18 protein-coding genes and 1 other RNA gene are annotated in these 20285 nt (G+C 44.1%); all 19 read left to right on the top strand.

Going from position 1 to position 20285, the window contains the following annotated elements; translation table 11 throughout:
• Nucleotides 1-25: 25 nt before the first annotated feature.
• Nucleotides 26-1216 (top strand): sporulation protein YqfD, encoded by a 1191-nt coding sequence (yqfD, locus tag NV379_RS04850; RefSeq protein WP_258206124.1) that lies wholly within the window; start codon nt 26-28, stop codon nt 1214-1216.
• Nucleotides 1213-2184 carry a PhoH family protein gene (locus NV379_RS04845; RefSeq protein WP_373426073.1) on the top strand — a complete coding sequence of 324 codons (972 nt, stop codon included), beginning with the start codon at nt 1213-1215 and terminating at the stop codon, nt 2182-2184. The genes yqfD and NV379_RS04845 overlap by 4 nt, the downstream gene beginning before the upstream one ends.
• A complete protein-coding gene (locus tag NV379_RS04840) occupies nt 2181-4406 on the top strand; it encodes an HD family phosphohydrolase (protein WP_258206122.1) in 2226 nt (741 codons plus the stop codon). The genes NV379_RS04845 and NV379_RS04840 overlap by 4 nt, the downstream gene beginning before the upstream one ends.
• The gene (gene ybeY, locus NV379_RS04835; protein WP_258206121.1) at nt 4407-4964 is read left to right on the top strand and encodes an rRNA maturation RNase YbeY; all 558 of its coding nucleotides are present in this window, start codon (nt 4407-4409) and stop codon (nt 4962-4964) included. It begins immediately after the preceding gene.
• A complete protein-coding gene (locus tag NV379_RS04830) occupies nt 4961-5656 on the top strand; it encodes a diacylglycerol kinase family protein (protein WP_258206120.1) in 696 nt (231 codons plus the stop codon). The genes ybeY and NV379_RS04830 overlap by 4 nt, the downstream gene beginning before the upstream one ends.
• A 39-nt stretch (nt 5657-5695) precedes the next feature.
• A complete protein-coding gene (gene cdd, locus NV379_RS04825; protein WP_258206119.1) occupies nt 5696-6097 on the top strand; it encodes a cytidine deaminase in 402 nt (133 codons plus the stop codon).
• Between the two features lie 37 nt (nt 6098-6134).
• The gene (gene era, locus NV379_RS04820; RefSeq protein ID WP_258206118.1) at nt 6135-7037 is read left to right on the top strand and encodes a GTPase Era; all 903 of its coding nucleotides are present in this window, start codon (nt 6135-6137) and stop codon (nt 7035-7037) included.
• Between the two features lie 111 nt (nt 7038-7148).
• Nucleotides 7149-7304, top strand: a complete 156-nt coding sequence (locus tag NV379_RS04815) for a YqzL family protein (RefSeq protein WP_258206117.1) — start codon at nt 7149-7151, stop codon at nt 7302-7304.
• Between the two features lie 46 nt (nt 7305-7350).
• A complete protein-coding gene (recO, locus tag NV379_RS04810) occupies nt 7351-8097 on the top strand; it encodes a DNA repair protein RecO (RefSeq protein WP_258206116.1) in 747 nt (248 codons plus the stop codon).
• A gap of 518 nt (nt 8098-8615) precedes the next feature.
• Nucleotides 8616-9494 carry a glycine--tRNA ligase subunit alpha gene (glyQ, locus tag NV379_RS04805; RefSeq protein ID WP_258206218.1) on the top strand — a complete coding sequence of 293 codons (879 nt, stop codon included), beginning with the start codon at nt 8616-8618 and terminating at the stop codon, nt 9492-9494.
• Nucleotide 9495: 1 nt separating this feature from the next.
• Entirely contained in the window at nt 9496-11577 is a 2082-nt protein-coding gene (gene glyS / locus NV379_RS04800) for a glycine--tRNA ligase subunit beta (protein WP_258206115.1), read from the top strand.
• 154 nt (nt 11578-11731) lie between these two features.
• The gene (locus tag NV379_RS04795) at nt 11732-12226 is read left to right on the top strand and encodes a YaiI/YqxD family protein (RefSeq protein WP_258206114.1); all 495 of its coding nucleotides are present in this window, start codon (nt 11732-11734) and stop codon (nt 12224-12226) included.
• Between the two features lie 16 nt (nt 12227-12242).
• Nucleotides 12243-14075: a DNA primase gene (dnaG, locus tag NV379_RS04790; protein ID WP_258206113.1), complete on the top strand. Its 1833-nt coding sequence runs from the start codon at nt 12243-12245 to the stop codon at nt 14073-14075.
• Nucleotides 14076-14110: 35 nt separating this feature from the next.
• Nucleotides 14111-15250 carry an RNA polymerase sigma factor RpoD gene (gene rpoD / locus NV379_RS04785; RefSeq protein ID WP_258206112.1) on the top strand — a complete coding sequence of 380 codons (1140 nt, stop codon included), beginning with the start codon at nt 14111-14113 and terminating at the stop codon, nt 15248-15250.
• 90 nt (nt 15251-15340) lie between these two features.
• Nucleotides 15341-16192 (top strand): hypothetical protein, encoded by an 852-nt coding sequence (locus NV379_RS04780; protein ID WP_258206111.1) that lies wholly within the window; start codon nt 15341-15343, stop codon nt 16190-16192.
• A gap of 4 nt (nt 16193-16196) precedes the next feature.
• Nucleotides 16197-16982 (top strand): tRNA (adenine(22)-N(1))-methyltransferase, encoded by a 786-nt coding sequence (locus NV379_RS04775; protein WP_258206110.1) that lies wholly within the window; start codon nt 16197-16199, stop codon nt 16980-16982.
• The gene (locus NV379_RS04770; RefSeq protein ID WP_258206109.1) at nt 16958-18073 is read left to right on the top strand and encodes a Nif3-like dinuclear metal center hexameric protein; all 1116 of its coding nucleotides are present in this window, start codon (nt 16958-16960) and stop codon (nt 18071-18073) included. The genes NV379_RS04775 and NV379_RS04770 overlap by 25 nt, the downstream gene beginning before the upstream one ends.
• A 112-nt stretch (nt 18074-18185) precedes the next feature.
• An RNA gene (gene rnpB / locus NV379_RS04765) (RNase P RNA component class A) lies at nt 18186-18592 on the top strand.
• Nucleotides 18593-18744: 152 nt separating this feature from the next.
• On the top strand, nt 18745-20271 hold the full coding sequence (locus NV379_RS04760) for a flavocytochrome c (protein ID WP_258206108.1): 1527 nt from the start codon (nt 18745-18747) through the stop codon (nt 20269-20271).
• Nucleotides 20272-20285 lie beyond the last annotated feature (14 nt).

Here is a 20285-nt window from a genome sequence, read left to right as displayed (position 1 = left end):
TAATAATGGAGCGGGGGGATTGGACATGCAGTCGCCGATAATCACTTGGTTGCGTGGTTCTGTTTGTGTAGAAATAAAGGGTAAAGACACAGATGGTTTTCTAAATGCGGTATTATCGCGTTCCTTGCATGTTTGGGATATTCGTTATCAAGGTGCTAATAAGATTCAATTGGAGATAAACGTAAGTGACTTTTTTAAATTACGCCCGATTTTACGTCGGACAGGCTGTAGAGTGCATGTGACTGCACGCCGAGGTGCGCCATTTGTCCTTGAGAAAATGAGTAGGCGAAAAGTGTTCTTAGGTGGAATTGCTGCTTTTGTAATCGCTCTTTACATGCTGACCTCACTCGTGTGGCAAGTATCGATCACAGGTAATGATAAAATATCGGATACGACCATATTGGAAGCTGCTGCAAAACAAGGGGTATATCGGTTTCAATGGAAATTTAGGCTCAAGGATACCGCTGAACTAGCCAAGCAGTTGCAAGCAAGCCTTCCAGAAACGTCATGGGTAGGTATTGAGATGAAAGGCACTCATTTACATATTCAAGTCGTAGAAGCACGTATTCCGGAGAAGAAGCCGCTTCGATCGCCACGTAATCTTGTGGCATCGAAGAATGCACTCGTTACGGAGATACTAACGACCAAGGGTAAGCCGCTTGTCAAACCACAGATGTATGTGAGACAAGGGGATGTGTTAATATCGGGCTATATTGGGGATGAGAATCATAGCCAGATTGTCGTAGCTGAAGGTAAAGTTAGAGGGATTGTATGGTACACGTCGAATATTGAGTCACCACTCACACGTCAGTACAAAGTGTTAACGGGTGAAAGCAAGAGTCGCAATTATTTGGTGATTGGCTCTCGTGCGCTTAAACTTTCGGGTTTTGGCGATCCACCATTTAACCAATATGAAACAAATGTGAAGCGCAGTACGCTGCAATGGCGTAACTTTTCGCTGCCGATTGGCTGGATGTCGGAGAAGCTCATGGATATGCGTGTAATTGAACAATCCATTGATGTAGATCAAGCTAGAGAGATGGCAATAGCCCAAGCACGCCAAGAATTACTTTCCCAGACTGGTGCAGATTCACGCATAATTTCCCAAAAAATTTTGCATGAGAAAACAGAGAGTGGTAAAGTTTATATGGAAGTTCATTTTGAAGTAGAAGAAAATATTGCGCAGGAACAACCTATTGTTACACAAGGAGAATGAATCTATTGGCAGATTACAGTTCACATGCAAAAATTACACTTCGTAACCCGTCAGAAGCACTTGCTTTATTAGGTCCTCAGGATACCTTCCTTAAATGGATTGAAGAACAGACCGAAGCTCAAATCCTTACAAGAGACGCTGAAATAGCGATTCAAGGATCAGCTGCCGAAACTGCTTCACTTGAGCAGATGTTTAATGTGCTATTGGAACTTATTCGTGCAAATTACGTAGTGACACAGAGAGATATTCAGTACGCATGGGAGCTTGCAAGAGAAATGCGTGCGGATCAACTTCTCGATTTATTTAAAGCAGTGATTACGAATACAAGTAAAGGTAAGCCGATTCGTGTTAAGACGATTGGTCAGCGCAAGTATGTTAACCTGATCAAGAAGCTGGACATCGTATTTGGAATCGGGCCAGCTGGTACGGGTAAAACCTATCTTGCTGTTGTGCTAGCGGTTCTAGCACTAAAAGAAGGACATGTGAAGCGTATTGTACTTACACGTCCAGCTGTTGAAGCTGGAGAAAGTCTAGGATTCTTACCAGGCGATTTGCAAGAGAAGGTAGATCCGTACTTACGTCCACTCTATGACGCGCTGTATGACGTTCTAGGGACGGAACCCGTTGCGAAGATGTTAGAACGCGGAATGATCGAAATCGCGCCTCTAGCCTATATGAGAGGTCGTACACTCGATGATTCATTTATTATCTTGGATGAAGCCCAGAATACGACACCTGAGCAGATGAAAATGTTCCTCACACGCCTTGGATTTAATTCTAAGATGGTTATTACAGGGGATGTTACGCAGATTGATTTGCCTAGAGGGAAATCGTCTGGCTTAAAGGAAGCGGAACGTATTTTGAATCGAATCGAAGATATCGGTTTTATGTATTTTTCAGAAGGAGATGTCGTCCGTCACTCACTCGTTCAGAAAATTATCGTAGCGTATAACGAAGATAAGGAATGATTCCATTGACCCCAACACCCGTACATGCGTCAGACAATCAAGATGGTCGTCTTCAAGGCTGGAGATACAGCAAATGGGTACGATTTACAATGTTTGTCGTTCTTGGCATCATGTTTTATTTTTCCCTGATCAACCCGCTCGTTCCGCAGACGTACAACATTGTGAAAGGTCAGCGTAGCGACAAGACGATTTATGCACCTAAGCAGTTGGAAAATAAAGAGGCAACGGATCAAGCGAAAGAAGATGCAGCAAAAAAGGTAATGCCTGTTTACAAGACGGTTAATTTTAAAAATGAAGACATAGTCGACGCAATCTTTTTCAAAATTAATTCAATAAACAGTGATACCGAAGCGAAATACGAAGAAAAAGTAAATATGTATCGGACTGTGATTCCGTCAATCATTCAAGAGGCAGAAGAGCAGATGATTAAGGGCTTTGTGGCAAGTGGTCTGTATGGCCCTGAACTCATTAAGGAAATTCGGCAAAAAATAGACGATCAAACCTATCGAATCTCGGATGAGCGTTTCTACAAATTTCCTCGACTAACGAAAGAAGAAGTAGCAGAAATGCTGCCGGTTGCAAGGGAAATTGTATACAAGCTAATGTCGGATCAGATTACAGATGCACAAGTAACGCGCTCTAAGGTCGTAGAGCTTGTGAATACATCGAATTTGTCGAAGAATACAGCGCGTGAGCTTGTAACGGAAATTTGTCGCTCTGTTATTACCCCGAATCGTTTCTATGATGATAAGGGCACAGACGAAGCGAAAGCGAAAGTGAAAGAAACAGTTAAGCCCGTTTTAATTAATAAAGGTGATCTGCTTGTAACTTCAGGTGAACTCATTACGGATGACTTGTACGAGCAGCTCAAAGAATTCGGATTATTGAAAGACAAAGCGAACTATTGGCCGCACGCTGGTTTATTCATTCTGGTACTTCTGTTCTGCTTCCTGATCTTTATGTTGGTTAGACAGAGCCGGCAACCAATTCGACATAATAATGCGCAGCTGCTCATGTTGTTCGTCATCATAGCAATTAGTATTATCATTATGAAAATATTTGCGATCGCGCAAAACTTGGAGTATCAGAATCTAGCTTATTTAGCACCAACTGCTGTTGGAGCCATGCTCATCGCAATTCTACTTGAAGCGCCGATTGCGTACATTGCAGCTATCTTATTATCGATATTGGCTTCGATTATTTTTAATATGGATCACCTGCAGCCGTTTGATTATCGATATGGGTTTGTGACCCTTGTGGTCAGCTTTGTATCGGTATTCTCGATTCAACGTGCAAGTCAGCGCTCTTCGATCTTGAAGGCAGGTCTTGTGATCTCCCTTGCAGGGGTTGTAGCTATTGGTTGTTTATTAATGCTAGATGGAGGACTGAATCGCAATGAGTCCTTGCTTTCGCTCGGTTATGGCGTTGGAGGCGGATTACTAACATCGGTTCTTGTGATTGGTTTACTTCCATTCTTCGAGACGGCGTTTGGTATCTTGTCACCGCTTAAGATGGTAGAGCTGTCGAACCCGAATCATCCGTTACTTCGTAAGTTGTTGACGGAAACGCCAGGTACGTATCATCATTCGATTATGGTGGGCAACCTAGCAGAAGCGGCTGCTGAATCAATTGGCGCAGATGGATTGTTATGTCGTGTAGGCTCTTATTATCATGATATTGGTAAAACAAAGCGTCCAAGCTATTTTATCGAGAATCAGACGAGTATCGAGAACCCGCATGATCGTATTGATCCAGAGCTGAGCACTTCAATCATTACCGCACATCCGCGCGATGGCGTTGAGATGCTTAAAGAATACAAGATGCCGAAGGCGATTCGTGATATTGCAGAGCAGCATCATGGGACAACCCTCTTGCAATATTTCTACCATAAGGCGAAGCAGCAAGCGGCAGAGGGCGAAGAGGTATTGGAGGAAGATTTCCGTTACCCTGGGCCTAAAGCGCAGTCTAAGGAAGCAGCTGTTGTTGGTATTGCGGATTGTGTAGAAGCGGCGGTTCGCTCGATGCGTAACCCGACGATGGAGCAAATTGATTCGATGGTACGCAAAATTATGAAGTCCCGTCTGGATGATGGGCAATTTAACGAATGTGATCTAACACTCAAAGAATTGGATACGATTGCGAAGACACTGAATGAAACGCTACTCGGCATTTTCCATTCAAGAATCGAATATCCAAGTGACCCCAAAGCGGAGGGAAAGTAAATGGCTAAATTAAGATTAGATTGGGTAAATGAACAAGAAGGATTAGATATTTCTGCGGCTATGATTGGACAACTTAAAGAGTTGCTAGAGATGGCAGCTGAACAAGAAGGAATAAGCGAAGGTGAAGTATCACTTTCTTTCGTTGATGATGAGACGATTCAGGAGCTAAACAAGCAATATCGCGGTCTTGATAAACCGACGGATGTTCTGTCTTTTGCGATGCAAGAGATGTTCGATGGTGAACTTGAGATCAATTATGATGGCGATTATGAGGAAGAAGAAGTTGAGATTGACGCTGAAGATGAAGAAGACGGTGACAGCGATGATGCAGACGATGACGGCTCCGATTTGCTGGCTCTAGGCGATATTATCATCTCGATTCCAACGGCTCTGGCGCAAGCAGAAGAATACGGACATTCAGTTGAACGTGAAATTGGCTTCTTGTTCGTACACGGCTTCTTTCATTTGATCGGGTATGATCATGAGAATGAAGAAGCGGAGAAAGAGATGTTCGGTAAGCAAGAGACCGTTTTAGCGAAAGCGGGGCTTACTCGTTGATAAATCGACCTGCTTTTCATAAAAGCTTTGTATATGCTTATGAAGGCATTATTTATACGCTTCAAACGCAGCGCATGATGAAATTTCATTGGTGTGCGGCGATTATTGTGATGGCGGCTGCACTCCTTGTGCGGCTGCCTCTTTTATCTGCGCTATTTGTCCTCTTATCTATTTTTCTTATTTTTGCGGCAGAAGTGATGAACACAGCAGTTGAGGAAGCAGTTGATCTTACAACGGATCAAATCCATCCAATTGCGAAGATAGCGAAGGATTGTGCAGCGGGTGCAGTGCTCATTTGCGGTGTATTTGCTATACTAGTAGGTGTAATCGTTTTTTGGGAACCTGCGATACTGCTTTTGCAGGGTGAGCTTCCATATGTGGATAAGAAGCTGACTGTACAAACGGTTGCTTTTACATTTATACTGATTATCCTCATTACTGGACTTCCACACTTAATTTGGGGCACTTTAAATAAGCCGGTTACGATCCATGCGTTTGTGGCATTGCTATTTGCAGGTGCGACAATGACCGGGTTTATCACCTCAAGTGGTGTGCTTGTTGGAATGGGATATGTACTTGCTATTCTGATATCAACTATTGTGATATGGAATAGACGTACACTTCGATCTGCCTTTCTAGGCGTAATTGTTGGTTGTGTAGTTACGCTACTCGTAGCGGTATACTATACATAAAACAGGATCACGATAGATCAAGTAAAGGGGTAATGAATGATGGAAGTTAAACAATTAATGGAGCTAGCCGCTCAGGCTAGAACGAAAGCATATACACCTTATTCGGGGTTTCAAGTAGGGGCAGCTTTGCTTGGAAAAGATGGAGTTGTACACATGGGTTGTAACGTGGAGAATGCAGCTTACAGTCCAACAAACTGTGCGGAGCGTACTGCACTTCACCGCGCAATTGCGGATGGTTATGCACCAAGGTCGTTCGAAGCTATTGCTGTAATTGGAGATACAGATGGTCCAATCTCACCATGTGGCGTATGCCGCCAAGTACTAGTTGAATTGTGCGATCCGGATATGCCGGTATATATGACTAACTTAAAGGGTGACGTGCTCAAGATGACTGTAAGTGAGCTGTTGCCAGGTGCTTTTGGACCGCAAGATTTGAAATAAATAAGTTCCATAAATTAAGATCAGCTGGGGGACATTCATGAGTCAGAAACAAAAATTCAAGTCCGGGTTTGTATCCATTATTGGACGCCCGAATGTTGGGAAATCAACGTTAATGAACCAAGCAATTGGACAGAAGATTGCAATCATGTCTGATAAGCCACAGACAACGCGGAATAAAATTCATGGCGTATATACAACAGACGAATCACAAATCGTATTCCTCGATACACCTGGTATCCATAAGCCGACTTCCAAGCTTGGCGATTACATGATGAAGACAGCGCACAGCACATTAAACGAAGTAGATGCGGTATTGTTCCTCGTCGATGTTGTAGAAGGTTATGGCGGCGGTGATCGTTACATTATTGAGCAATTGAAGAATGTGAAGACGCCAGTCTTGCTTCTACTTAACAAAATTGACATGGTACAGCCTGAAGAGCTTTTGCCGATTATTACGAAGTATAAGGACATGTATCCTTTTGCCGAAATTATTCCGGTATCCGCACTTAAAGGAAATAACGTAACGACAATGCTGGATCAAATTATCAAATATTTGCCAGAAGGTCCGCAATACTATCCAGCTGACCAAGTAACGGATCATCCAGAGCAGTTCGTCTGTGCAGAGCTTATTCGTGAAAAAATTCTGCATAAGACGCGGGAAGAAATACCACATTCTATTGCTGTAGGGATTGAAGATATGAAGGTAGAACCTAGTGGAATGGTTCGCATTCATGCTGTGATCTTTGTAGAGCGTGATTCGCAAAAAGGAATTATTATCGGCAAGCGTGGTGCATTGTTAAAACAAGTAGGTCAAGAAGCACGCAAGGACATTGAAGTGCTGCTCGGCTCCAAGGTATACTTGGAGCTATGGGTGAAAGTGAAGAAAGATTGGCGTAATCAAGAGCGCGTACTCAAGGATCTCGGATTCCGTGACGAGTAATTACTTGTTTATTCCTGCCATTTATTGCAACGCATAGGCTAAGGCTCTTCGCAACATCCTATACGTATCAACTGCTTCACCAACCGATGTTGAACGGAGAGGATGAGCGTCATGAGAGATTTTTCATGGAACATGTTCTGTGCAACTGGAGATGTGGATGCGTATTTGCTCTACAAGGAAATTAGTAATGGCATATCGGATAATCTGGATCAAGATGTTGAAGAGGTCAGTGTGAATGAAGATATGATAAGTGAACATTTAAGTTAGCTTATACTCTTGCGAAGAGCTAAAGCGGCATGGGGGAAGAGCAAGTATGATTCATCGGGTTGAAGGTATCATTCTGCGGGGAATTGATTACGGAGAAGGCAATAAGATTATTACTTTATATACGAAAGAAATGGGTAAGGTTAGCGTCATGGCACGCGGGGCGAAGAAAGTGAAAAGTCGCCTCGGTGCGGTGACGCAGCTTTTTATTTATGGTGATTTTGTCTTTTACAAGCAAGGTGAAATGGGTACACTCAATCATGGTGAGATTATTAACTCGTATCGAAAGCTGAGAGAAGATCTGTATCTATCTGCTTATGCATCGTATATGACAGAGCTTGTAGATCGAATGACGTCGGCTGAAGATGCAAGCGGTTACTTGTTCGAGCAGTTAAAGGCAGGGCTGCAAGCACTGGATGAAGGCAAAGAGATGGTGGTTGTAAGCCATCTTTTTGAAATGAAAATGTTAATGCTGACTGGTTATTCACCTGAGCTTGATGCTTGCGTGAGTTGTGGTGAGGTAGCGCCGAATATGTTCTTTAGTGCAACACTCGGTGGTGTGCTGTGTGCAAGATGTCGCAATAAAGACACGAGGGCTATACCCATTACTGAGGGAACTTGGAAACTGCTCCGATTATTCCGTGATATGGATATGCGCAGGCTCGGTAATATTGGGCTGAAGGAACAAACCATTGCACAGTTGAAAGCATGCATGCGAGCATATATGGATACTCATGTTGGTATTCAGTGGAAGGCGAGATCGTTCATCGAGCAACTGGAAAAGTACGAATTATAATATACGTAACTTCGTGATACGTTTCGTTGACAATGGCATTTCAGTTTGCTATTATTTTGTATTACTAATACTTATATAGCGTGCAATGAAGGATAAAGAGTAGTCGATAACCGAAGTCTAGCGAGCCGGAGATAGTGGAAGTCCGGTCTAACGAATCGATGAAGGGCGTTTCCCGAGTGCGTTTTGATGAAGGTGGGCCAAGGCATCCGATTGCCAAGGTCAAATAGGGTGGAACCGCGGGTACATACGTATCTCGTCCCTATGTCTGTGTACCAGACGTAGGCGCGAGATTTTTTTGCGTTTATATGTCTGAAAAATGTTTAGGTGGTCGTCATTGCGATACATCAAGCGGAGAAGAAAAAGCACTGTAGGAGCGAAGCGTTCGACTTTGAAATAAGTGAAATCACCATAAATTCTAATCAAATTTCATGGTTTTCACGGAGACCGAAGTGCTTTTTCTTCGCAGTGGTGTAGACGCCATATCGATCATACTCACAATTTTGGAAGGGGCAAGTGCTATGAATTTTCAATCCATGATCCTTACGTTGCAGCAGTTCTGGGCAGAACAGAATTGTATCATCATGCAACCGTACGACAATGAGAAAGGCGCAGGTACATTCAACCCAATGACATTCCTGCGTTCAATCGGTCCAGAGCCGTGGAACGTTGCTTACATCGAGCCTTCTCGTCGTCCGACAGATGGTCGTTACGGGGAAAACCCGAACCGTCTCTACCAGCATCATCAATTCCAAGTCATCATGAAGCCATCACCAGACAACATCCAAGAACTATACTTGGAGAGCTTGCGTAGACTTGGTGTAGAACCGCTGGATCATGATATTCGCTTCGTTGAAGACAACTGGGAATCACCAACACTAGGTGCTTGGGGATTGGGCTGGGAAGTATGGCTTGACGGCATGGAAGTAACACAATTCACATACTTCCAACAAGTGGGTGGTATTGATGCGAGCCCAGTATCTGTAGAAATTACGTATGGTTTGGAGCGACTAGCTTCATATATTCAAGATAAAGAGAACGTATATGATTTGGAATGGGTGGAAGGCGTGAAATACGGTGACGTATTCTTCCAACCTGAATATGAGCACTCCAAATACACTTTCGAAGTGTCTGATGCGAAAATGCTCTTCGGCTTATTTACAACTTATGAAGCAGAAGCAAAGCGCGCATTAGAACAAAACTTAGTATTCCCTGCCTATGATTATGTACTGAAATGTTCCCATACGTTTAACTTGCTTGATGCTCGTGGTGCGATCTCTGTAACCGAGCGTACAGGTTACATTATGCGTGTTCGTAACTTGGCACGTGCTTGTGCTTCAACATTCTTGGAAGAGCGGGAACGTCTAGGATTCCCATTGCTGAAGAAAGGGGATGCGTAAGATGACAAAGGATCTATTAATTGAAATTGGTCTTGAAGAGGTGCCAGCACGTTTCGTATCCGATGCAGTGAATCAGCTTGCTGATAAATTAACGAAATGGTTGCAGCAATCCCGTGTTGAATTTGGTGATGTGAACGTTTATGGTACACCTCGTCGTCTGACTGTTCATATTCATGAAGTAGCGGACAAAGGTTCCGACATGAGTGAGCAAATGAAAGGCCCTTCCCGCAAAATTGCGAAGGATGATAGCGACAACTGGAGCAAGGCTGCTCTAGGGTTTGCACGTTCTCAAGGCGTGGAGCCGGAAGATTTATATTTTCAAGAGCTACAAGGTGTGGAATATGTGTATGCCACGAAGAATACCCTTGGGATAGATACTGCTCAGTCACTTAGTGAAGCGCTTGAAGGTATGATTACGTCCATGACGTTCCCGAAAAACATGCGTTGGGGTGCGAATGAATTGAAATTCGTACGTCCAATTCGCTGGTTAGTGGCCCTCTTTGGCACAGAAGTGATTCCTTTTGCGATCACAGGTGTGGAAGCAGGCAGAACAACTCGTGGTCACCGTTTCTTAGGAACTGAAGTAGAAATTGCAGATGCATCGTCCTATGTAGAGACACTTCGCTCTCAGTATGTTCTTGTTAACAGTGAAGAACGTCGGGAGATTATCATTAAAGGTATTCAAGCTATTTCAAAAGAAAACGGCTGGGTTGTTCCGATGCAAGAAGATCTTCTTGAAGAAGTTGTCTACCTAGTTGAGTACCCAACACCGCTTGTTGGTACATTTAGCCCTGATTTCTTGGAAATTCCGCAAGAAGTATTAATTACTTCGATGCGTGAGCATCAGCGTTATTTCCCAGTACTGGATGAAGCGGGTAACTTAAAGCCGAACTTCATAACAGTTCGTAATGGTGACAGCCGCTCCTTAGAGACTGTTGCTAAAGGTAATGAGAAAGTACTTCGTGCTCGTCTATCTGATGCGAAATTCTTCTACGCAGAAGATCAGAAAGTGACGATTGCGAGCCGTCTAGAACGCTTGGAGAACATTGTCTTCCAAGAGGAGCTTGGTACAATCGGTGATAAAGTACGTCGTATTGTTAAAATTGCGGATAGCCTTGCAACTCTAATTCAAGTTGATGAATCAGTGCGCAGCAACATTCGTCGTGCGGCTGAAATTTGTAAGTTCGACCTTGTATCCCAAATGGTGTATGAGTTCCCTGAATTACAAGGAATTATGGGTGAAGACTATGCCCGTATTGCAGGTGAAAAAGAAGAAGTAGCTGTTGCAATTAATGAACACTACAAGCCACGCTTCTCAGGTGATTCTTCACCAGCTTCAATCGTAGGTACTCTCGTGTCTATCGCAGATAAGATCGATACGATCTCTGGCTGCTTCTCAATCGGAATTATTCCGACTGGATCACAAGATCCATACGGACTTCGCCGTCAAGCAGCTGGTATCGTGCAAATGACACTTGATCATAAATTACCTGTATCACTTACTCAAATTTTCGGAGCAGCGATTGATGTGCTTCAAGATTCGAATTTGGTGAAACGTGATGCACTAGAAATTAAATCCGATATGCAGGACTTCTTCGGTCTTCGTGTGAAAAATGTATTGACGGAAAAAGGTATCCGTTATGACGTGATTGATGCGATTATGGGCGCAGGTATTGATAACTTAAGCGCTGCAGTACGTAAAGCAGACGTTCTTGGAACAGCTGTTCAAGAAGCAGCATTCAAGACAACGGTTGAATCTTTCAACCGTGTTGGGAACTTAGCTTCGAAAGCTGATTCAGCTGCTACTGTTCAAGCAGACTTGTTGCAAGAACAAGCAGAACAGGATTTATTCGCAGCTTGGCAATCTGCTCGTCCAGCATTTACGGGCTATTTGGCAGATGAACAAGAAGCGAAAGCGCTTGTCGTGCTAACAGATATGAAAGATGTAATCACGACATTCTTCGACAGCGTCATGGTCATGGCAGAAGATGAGAACGTTCGTCGTAATCGCCTTGCATTGCTTCATGGTATCGCTGCTGATTTACGTCAATTTGCTGATTTCTCGAAGCTTGTTTGGCAATAAATTTGCTTACCATCTGTTACCAGCTAAATCGTGCAACTTAATGTGTTAAAATTCGTATGATATTTAGGCAGGACTTTTGTCTAGTTTCAAAGAATAATACGAATCGTATCAAAAACAAATCTCATCTCATGAATGAATTGAGGATACTTGAAGTATGCCTACTGCACATCGCGTTATCGTCGATGCGGATTCTTGTCCCGTCAAGCATGAAATAATTGCTGCGGGACAGGCTAATTCCGTACCTGTTGTACTTGTTGCTTCTTTTGATCATGTACTTAAAGAAGCAGGTGATCATGTGTCGATCGTGCAAGTGGATCGCTCCGATCAATCCGCAGATTTGTATATTGCCAATCATATCAAGCGGGGCGACATACTCGTCTCAGGAGATTTTGGTTTGGCAGCGATGGCCCTTGGCAAAGGGGCTTATGCAATGTCTGTACGAGGTCAACAGTATACGAATGAAAATATTGACTATTTACTCGATCGGCGTCATGCGCAAATGAAAATGCGACGCAGCGGCAAGCACTCTAAAGGGCCGAAGCCGTTTACGGATGAGGATCGAAAAAATTTTCTACAAAGTTTGACACGACTTTTGCAAATATTGCAGGAGAACAGCAAACCAAGCGCGAATAGTAATACGTGCATTTGAAACGAAGGTGAATTGAATGGGCAATGGACGCATTCCTGACGCCATAATTGATGCGGTATTGAAGCACCATGATATCGTTGACGTCGTTGGAAGGTACGTAAGTTTATCGAAGCAAGGCCATTATATGAAAGGGCTGTGTCCTTTTCATTCTGAGAAATCGCCTTCTTTTACAGTTACACCAGAGAAACAGATTTATCACTGTTTTGGGTGTGGAGCAGGCGGTAATTCCATTCAATTCATAATGGATAAAGAAGGATATTCCTTCGGGGAAGCCGTGCGACAATTAGCAGAAGATGCAGAAATACCGATTACTTGGGAGACGAGTTCTCCGCAAGAAACGGGTGCACAAAGAGATCGTTCTGCTGTCATGAAAGCACATGAGCTTGCCACGAAGCTTTATCAATATATTTTGCGAAACACAGATCAAGGTAGAGGGGCACTTGAATATCTTCGCTCAAGAGGACTTACTGATAAGCATATCGAAACTTTCGGTATTGGGTATGCACCTCCGATGTGGGAAGCTCTTGCCAAGCAGCTAGAGAAGCATGAATTTGATCTTTCTCTGATGGAGAAAGGCGGTTTGCTATCTGCTCGTCACGAAGGTGGCGGTTATATTGATCGGTTTCGGGATCGCATTATGTTTCCAATTCATGATGCATTGGGTAATGTCATTGCATTTGCAGGTCGAGCACTTGGAGATGTGCAACCCAAATATTTAAACTCTCCGGAGACGATGCTCTTTAATAAAAGTCGTTCTCTTTTTCATTTGCATGGAGCTCGTCCTCATATACGCAAGACGGGGACAATTGTACTTTTTGAAGGTTATATGGATGTAATTAAAGCTTGGGAAGCTGAGGTTCTTACCGGAATTGCGACGATGGGAACTGCACTGACGCCAGAACAAGCGGATATGATATCTCGCATGGCAAAACAAGTGATCCTATGTTACGATGGGGATTCTGCGGGTCAGGCTGCTGCTTACAAGAACATACCTATTCTTGAAAAAGCAGGCTGCGATGTTTCGATTGCGATGATACCAGATAATAAAGACCCAGATGACTATATTAGCAGTTTCGGTTCCGAACGTTTTGTGAAGGAAATTATTGAAGCTGCTGTCCCTACGGTTCGATTCCAATTGCTGCATATCCGCAAAAATTTCAAGCTAGGTGAAGAGCGAGATCGATTACGTTATTTACACAAAGCGATGGAAATGATCGCAGAGCTTCCTTCTCCACTGGAACGTGGACATTATCTGCGCGATTTGTCATCCGAATTTCATGTATCCTATGAAGATTTAAAGCATCAGGTGAATGAGACGCGGCTTAAAGAGGAAAAAAACAAATCGTTAGGGGATAAGAAACAAAATCCGTGGAATAATGTTATGAATAATGGGAGGAGTGAGGAGAGAAATGCCCTCTATCCTGCTTATCATAACGCCGAACGGCAATTACTAGCTCTAATGATGCATGACGGAGAAATCTGCATGTATGTACAGGAACATTTGGGAGACGGATTTAACATTGAAGCTCACGCAGTGTTAGCTGCTTATTTATACGCTTATTATACGCAACACCAGGAGCCTAGCCCGAGTCGTTATATGACGATGCTTGAAGATGATGGGCTTAAACGACTTGCAGTCTCGATTGCATTAATCGGGGATGCGCATGCTGTCAGTCATCAAGTTATTGACGATTATATTCGCGAAATTCGCAAATATCCGAAGCAACAAGCCATTATACGTAAAAGAGAAGAAATGACGCGTGTTGAACGGGAAGGAAATCCACAGCGTGCAGCACAAATTCTTACAGAAATCATTTCCCTAGAAAAAGAGCTTCACCTGCGAAAGTAGATCGTGACCTTCTAGGGAGGAGGGAGTTAAAATTTATGGCCAACGATCAACGTACTGAACTTGAGACGGATCTAACTTTGGAGCAAGTAAAAGAACAGCTGATTGAAATTGGAAAAAAACGTCACTCGCTGACTTACAAACAAATTATGGAGAAACTCGCTCCCTTTGAGCAAGATCAGGATCAGATCGATGAGTTCTATGAACATCTATCCGAACTTGGTATTGATGTCGGTAATGAGTCAGATGATGATGACGATGACGACAACGATAACATGCCAAACAGACGTGAGGAGCGGGAATCAGACGATTTCCATTTTGATGATGATCTGTCATTGCCCCCGGGTATAAAGATTAATGACCCAGTACGTATGTATTTGAAAGAAATTGGTCGTGTACCTCTATTATCTGCTGATGATGAAGTGGATTTAGCGAAGCGAATTGAACTTGGAGATGAGGAAGCGAAGCGTCGCCTAGCTGAAGCGAACTTGCGCCTTGTTGTATCGATCGCGAAGCGCTATGTAGGTCGTGGGATGCTATTCCTGGATCTGATTCAAGAAGGTAACATGGGTCTAATCAAAGCCGTTGAGAAGTTTGACTTTACTAAAGGGTTTAAGTTCTCGACATATGCTACTTGGTGGATTCGTCAAGCGATTACTCGTGCAATCGCGGACCAAGCAAGAACGATTCGTATTCCTGTTCATATGGTGGAGACGATCAATAAGTTGATTCGTGTTTCCAGACAACTATTGCAAGAACTAGGACGCGAACCTACTCCAGAAGAAATTGCTAAAGAGATGGAACTTAGCACAGATAAAGTTCGTGAGATCATGAAGATCGCTCAAGAACCCGTATCACTTGAAACACCGATTGGTGAAGAAGATGATTCACACTTAGGCGACTTTATTGAAGACCAAGAAGCATTAGCACCTGCGGATGCAGCGGCTTACGAATTGCTTAAAGAGCAGCTTGAAGATGTGCTAGATACACTCACAGAACGTGAAGAGAACGTACTTCGTTTACGTTTTGGTCTAGATGATGGCAGAACACGTACCCTTGAAGAAGTAGGTAAAGTGTTCGGTGTTACGCGTGAGCGTATTCGTCAAATCGAAGCGAAAGCACTTCGCAAGCTTCGCCATCCAAGCCGTTCCAAACGTTTGAAAGATTTCTTAGAATAGTAAATGATCAAACAGAGATCACGTTTTTTTCCTTTCTTAGGGAAGAAGCGTGATCTTTTTTACTAATTAATCGAGGAGAATTCGCCGATAATGTTAGGGGAAGGTGATCAAATGGATGCAGATAAACGAAAGACGATCATGAATGAAATTACCCATTGGCGTAGAAGTAAACTTCTCCCGGAGCAATATTGTGATTTTCTAATGAACCTATATCGCGATGAACATACAGGGCAAGCCTATCCGAAGCCAAGTGGGAAAGCAGCTGTGATTTCGAATAGTCATTGGCGTTATTGGTTGTATGCGGTGCTTGGACTTGGCTTGTTAGGGTTCTCATTATTTCATTTTGCGAGTATGAGTTTGATACTTCAAATGGGGATTTCTTGTGTTTTTGTGTTAGGCTGTTATATGATGGGCTTAGGACGCAAGAAGAACTCGCCATTCGTGTCCACGATGTTATGCTTAGCTGCGTCATTAATTTTACTGGTGTCGGGGATGTATGTGATTTCGAAGACTACATATAATGAACCGACTTATTACGTTGAATTCATTGCATGTTGTGCGATGATCTGGTTAATTATTGGACTTACGAGCAAGCAGTATATCTTGCATTTGTTTGGATGGTTGGCACTTATCTTCGTATATGCGTGGTTTATAAATGCCAAGCTAGATCATGTGAATATAGCGTATTTACAGCTAGGTTGGGTAGGATTAGTTGGTTTGTTTACTTGGTTAGGATGGCTGACACATCACCGAAGCAAAGAGCATGCAAAAGTACTATTCATCGTTGGGGCTGTTTGTTGGTTCGTCCCTGAAGTCATGAATTTGGTAACAGGCCATGGCGGAACGCTTGAATTTGTACAGATGCTGTTATTTGGCAAGCTGGCAGTGGGTGCGTTATTATTATTTGTTTTACGAAAAAAATGGACAGAGTGGGTTGTATAATTACATGATTAAATTATCTAAACGATTAGAAATGATTGCACAAAGAGTGCCACAAGGCTCTCGAGTTGCTGATATTGGTTCGGATCATGCTTTGCTGCCAACATATTTGGTTCAGCAGGGCATGATTTCTTTTGCTGTGGCGGGGGAAGTAAATGAGGGGCCTCGTGATGCTGCGCAAAATCAAGTGCGTATGGCGGGACTTGCTGAGAAGATTTCCGTGCGATTAGGCAATGGTTTAGCTGTTATTGAGCCTGGTGAAGTGGAGACAATCACAATTGCAGGGATGGGCGGCAGCCTTATTTCCACCATTCTTGAGGAAGGTAAGCATAAGCTTACAGGTGTGCGTACGTTAATCTTACAACCAAATGTCGGAGAAGACTTTGTTCGCCGCTGGTTAGATGAGAATGGTTGGTTACTTACAGGTGAAACTATTCTTGAAGAGGATGGCAAGATCTATGAGATCTTAACTGCAACACGTAATGAGTCTGATGAGAATCGTGAAGCGTTTGAAAGTATGCGTGGACAGCTCTATGCACAGCGTGTGATCGGGCAGAATGGGGAAGTGAGTCTTGATAAAGAAATGCTTATGCGCTTAGGGCCGTGGCTTGTTGCAGAAGCTTCTCCTGTATGGGTTAATAAATGGCAATCTGAATTGTTGAAAATGGATCGTGTGCGTTCAAGTATGGGACAGTCTGAGCAAGAATCTGCGAAGCTCAAGAAAGAAAGCCTGACACAAGAGATGAATCAAATTCAGGAGGTGCTGACATGTTTGCAAAAGGTGCAGCTGTAATTCAGTTATTTGAGGAACTAGCACCGAAGCATTATGCCATGCCGGATGACAAGATCGGCTTGCAGTTAGGAACGCTAAATAAGGAAATCCGTCATATTCTCGTGGCGCTTGATGTAACAGAAGCAGTTGTGGAAGAAGCGATCAGCCAAGGAGCGGATCTCATTATTGCGCATCATGCGATTATTTTCCGAGCACTCGCACATCTTCGGACAGATACGACGGCGGGGCGTTTATATGAGAAGCTCATCAAACATGATATTGCGGTTTATATTGCACATACGAATCTGGATGTTGCAACTGGCGGTGTGAACGATTTGCTTGCTGGACAGCTGGGTTTAACAGATCTTGGACATCTGGAAGATGTACACACAGAGAAGTTGAACAAATTGGTGGTCTTCGTGCCGAAGACACACCATGAAGAAGTACAGCGTGCGCTATTTAACGCGGGAGCAGGTCATATCGGGCAGTATAGCCATTGTTCCTTCAACACGGAAGGACAGGGGACATTTATGCCCGGAGATAGCACGCAGCCATTCATCGGTGCGCAAGGCAAGTTCGAACGCGTAGACGAAGTACGCGTGGAGACGATTGTGCCTGAGGCAGCGGCTCGCCGCGTGGTTCAGGCCATGCTCAAGGCTCACCCTTATGAAGAGGTGGCCTATGATCTATATCCCCTTGATCTCAAGGGGAGAGTGTTTGGGCTTGGCCGGGTAGGTAAGCTCCCGGCTCCTGTGACGCTTGCTGAGCTCGCAGGTACTGCGAAGCAAGCGTTCGACGTGCCGACGGTTCGCGTCGTCGGCGACTTAACCCGCACCGTGCGCAAGGCGGCGGTGCTGGGTGGATCTGGCGCGAGGTACTGGCGCAGCGCCAAGTTTGCAGGCGCCGATGTGCTCGTCACCGGCGACATTGACTACCATTCCGCGCACGATGCGCTCGCGGATGGAATGACGATAATCGACGTGGGCCATAACGTCGAGAAGGTTATGAAAGAAGCCGTTGCGAAGTACATGCGCGAACGCTTTACAGAGAAGCGTTATACAACGACGGTAACGGCATCAACCATTAACACGGAAGTGTTCCAGTTCGTCTAGAATGCGTGAAATAGCTCCCACTTATTTTAAATGGAAGCATGGGAAGTCATTTGTAAGTCATTCTCAGTTGTAACATCGGTCAATTCCTAGTATAATCAATCGTTAGAGACGGAAAGTTTGACAGACAATCGCTGGTTGCAGGAGACTGTAACGAGAGGAAAGTCCGGGCTCCATAGGGCAGGGTGCTGGATAACGTCCAGTCAGCGCAAGTTGAAGGATAGTGCCACAGAAATGGACCGCCGATGACGCTTATAGCGAACAGGCAAGGGTGGAACCGTGGTGTAAGAGACCACGAGGAGCGTGGGTGACTACGTTCCTGGTAAACCCCACTTGGAGCAAGACCTAAGAGGGACGCAGCTAGCTTGACTAGCAGCTTTAGCCCGAAGCGCGTCCGGGTTGGTCGCTTGAGCCATATAGCAATGTATGGCCTAGATAGATGATTGTCACTTCAATAGTGGGAGGAGTTGCATCCGTCGTACCACTGGAAGTACAGAACCCGGCTTACGGAAAGCTTTCCGCAATGCACGCGAAGAACTACCCAATTTTGGGTAGTTTTTTTGCGTTTATGAAGAAGAATCAGCCTAAATAATAAAATAATGGAAAAATGGGATGCTATAGGTGGTGAATAACAAAGAAAATAAACGAATGTAGATGTATGGAGGGGTTTGCATATGAAGAGGAAAACGAATATTGTGCTGATGGTCTTACTATCCATTATGCTTATAGTTGCAGGGTGCGGCGGCAATCAGGCTAAGAAGGGTGAAGAGGCTACTCCCGCACCGAAAAAGGAAGAGAGTGAAGGTACATCAGGCGCATCGAAGGCGACTTATACCCCGATTGGTGAGCTAAAGGACAGCTATGACATTGTCATTGTAGGTTCAGGCGGTGCGGGAATGTCAGCTGCGCTTGTCGCTAAAGCGGCTGGAATGAATCCCGTGATTTTTGAGAAAATGCCGGCAGCAGGCGGAAATACGAATAAGTCGTCCTCAGGTATGAATGCTTCAGAGACGAAGTTTCAAAAACAGCAAGGCATACAAGATAAGAACGATTTATTCTATGAAGAGACGTTAAAGGGCGGGCATGATACGAATGACAAGGAAATGCTACGTTATTTTGTCGATAACTCCGCGGCAGCAATTGATTGGTTAGACTCCATTGGTATTACCCTAAGTAATATTACGATCACAGGCGGTATGAAGGAGAAGCGTACGCATCGTCCTGCAGACGGTTCAGCTGTTGGGCAGTATCTTGTAAATGGCTTAGTAAAAAATGTGCAAGAAAAGGGAATCCCGCTTTTCGTGAATGCGAATGTAAAAGAAATTACGAGTAAAGACGGCAAAGCCACTGGTGTTAAAGTTAGCTTTAGTGAAAATACGGATAAAACCATTTCAGCCAAGTCTGTCATCATTACATCCGGAGGATTCGGCGCGAATATGGACATGATTGCGAAAGTCCGCCCAGACTTAAAGGGCTTGGTGACGACAAACCAGAAGGGCAGTACAGGCGATGGTATTAACATGATTGAAAAGATGGGTGGTACAACAGTCGATCTTGATCAAATCCAAGTTCATCCGACGGTACAACAAGAACAGTCTTACCTCATTGGGGAAGCGCTTCGTGGGGAAGGGTCCATTCTTGTAACGAGTGATGGCAAACGGTTCACGAATGAGATGGCAACACGTGATACCGTAACGGCAGCCATTAATAAAGTTAAAGATAAATCCGCTTGGCTTGTATTCGATTCTGGTGTTCGTTCTCGGGCCAAAGCAGTTGAGCAATATAACAAGATGGGTTTTGTGAAAACAGCGGATTCGGCAGAAGCGTTGGCAAAAGAAATAGGTGTTCCTGCTGATGAACTCAAGAAGACGTTAGATGGCTGGAACAGTGCTGTTAATAACAAAAAAGATGCAGAATTCGGAAGAGCGACAGGAATGGAACATGATCTAGCAACAGCTCCATACTATGCAATTAAAATCGGACCAGGTATCCACTATACGATGGGTGGTGTAAGAATCAATACGAATACAGAAGTATTGGATAAGAGCGGGAAACCGATCCCTGGTCTTTATGCAGCTGGTGAAGTAACAGGAGGCTTACACGGTCAAAATCGGATTGGCGGTAACTCGGTGGCTGAAATCATTATTTTCGGTCGTCAAGCAGGTACGAAGTCGACGGAATACGCTAAGGCTGTTAAATGAGAACGGTGTTCCTG

Origin of the sequence: Paenibacillus radicibacter (assembly GCF_024721995.1) — a bacterium.
GTDB lineage: Bacteria > Bacillota > Bacilli > Paenibacillales > NBRC-103111 > Paenibacillus_AM > Paenibacillus_AM radicibacter.
This window is presented reverse-complemented; position numbering and strand designations above follow the sequence as displayed.

Bases quoted from the DNA above. Each gene is read 5' to 3' on its own strand.
- yqfD (WP_258206124.1), top strand. From the start codon at position 26: ATGCAGTCGCCGATAATCACTTGGTTGCGTGGTTCTGTTTGTGTAGAA.
- NV379_RS04845 (WP_373426073.1), top strand. From the start codon at position 1,213: ATGAATCTATTGGCAGATTACAGTTCACATGCAAAAATTACACTTCGT.
- NV379_RS04840 (WP_258206122.1), top strand. From the start codon at position 2,181: ATGATTCCATTGACCCCAACACCCGTACATGCGTCAGACAATCAAGAT.
- ybeY (WP_258206121.1), top strand. From the start codon at position 4,407: ATGGCTAAATTAAGATTAGATTGGGTAAATGAACAAGAAGGATTAGAT.
- cdd (WP_258206119.1), top strand. From the start codon at position 5,696: ATGGAAGTTAAACAATTAATGGAGCTAGCCGCTCAGGCTAGAACGAAA.
- era (WP_258206118.1), top strand. From the start codon at position 6,135: ATGAGTCAGAAACAAAAATTCAAGTCCGGGTTTGTATCCATTATTGGA.
- NV379_RS04815 (WP_258206117.1), top strand. From the start codon at position 7,149: ATGAGAGATTTTTCATGGAACATGTTCTGTGCAACTGGAGATGTGGAT.
- recO (WP_258206116.1), top strand. From the start codon at position 7,351: ATGATTCATCGGGTTGAAGGTATCATTCTGCGGGGAATTGATTACGGA.
- glyQ (WP_258206218.1), top strand. From the start codon at position 8,616: ATGAATTTTCAATCCATGATCCTTACGTTGCAGCAGTTCTGGGCAGAA.
- glyS (WP_258206115.1), top strand. From the start codon at position 9,496: ATGACAAAGGATCTATTAATTGAAATTGGTCTTGAAGAGGTGCCAGCA.
- NV379_RS04795 (WP_258206114.1), top strand. From the start codon at position 11,732: ATGCCTACTGCACATCGCGTTATCGTCGATGCGGATTCTTGTCCCGTC.
- dnaG (WP_258206113.1), top strand. From the start codon at position 12,243: ATGGGCAATGGACGCATTCCTGACGCCATAATTGATGCGGTATTGAAG.
- rpoD (WP_258206112.1), top strand. From the start codon at position 14,111: ATGGCCAACGATCAACGTACTGAACTTGAGACGGATCTAACTTTGGAG.
- NV379_RS04780 (WP_258206111.1), top strand. From the start codon at position 15,341: ATGTTAGGGGAAGGTGATCAAATGGATGCAGATAAACGAAAGACGATC.
- NV379_RS04775 (WP_258206110.1), top strand. From the start codon at position 16,197: ATGATTAAATTATCTAAACGATTAGAAATGATTGCACAAAGAGTGCCA.
- NV379_RS04770 (WP_258206109.1), top strand. From the start codon at position 16,958: ATGTTTGCAAAAGGTGCAGCTGTAATTCAGTTATTTGAGGAACTAGCA.
- NV379_RS04760 (WP_258206108.1), top strand. From the start codon at position 18,745: ATGAAGAGGAAAACGAATATTGTGCTGATGGTCTTACTATCCATTATG.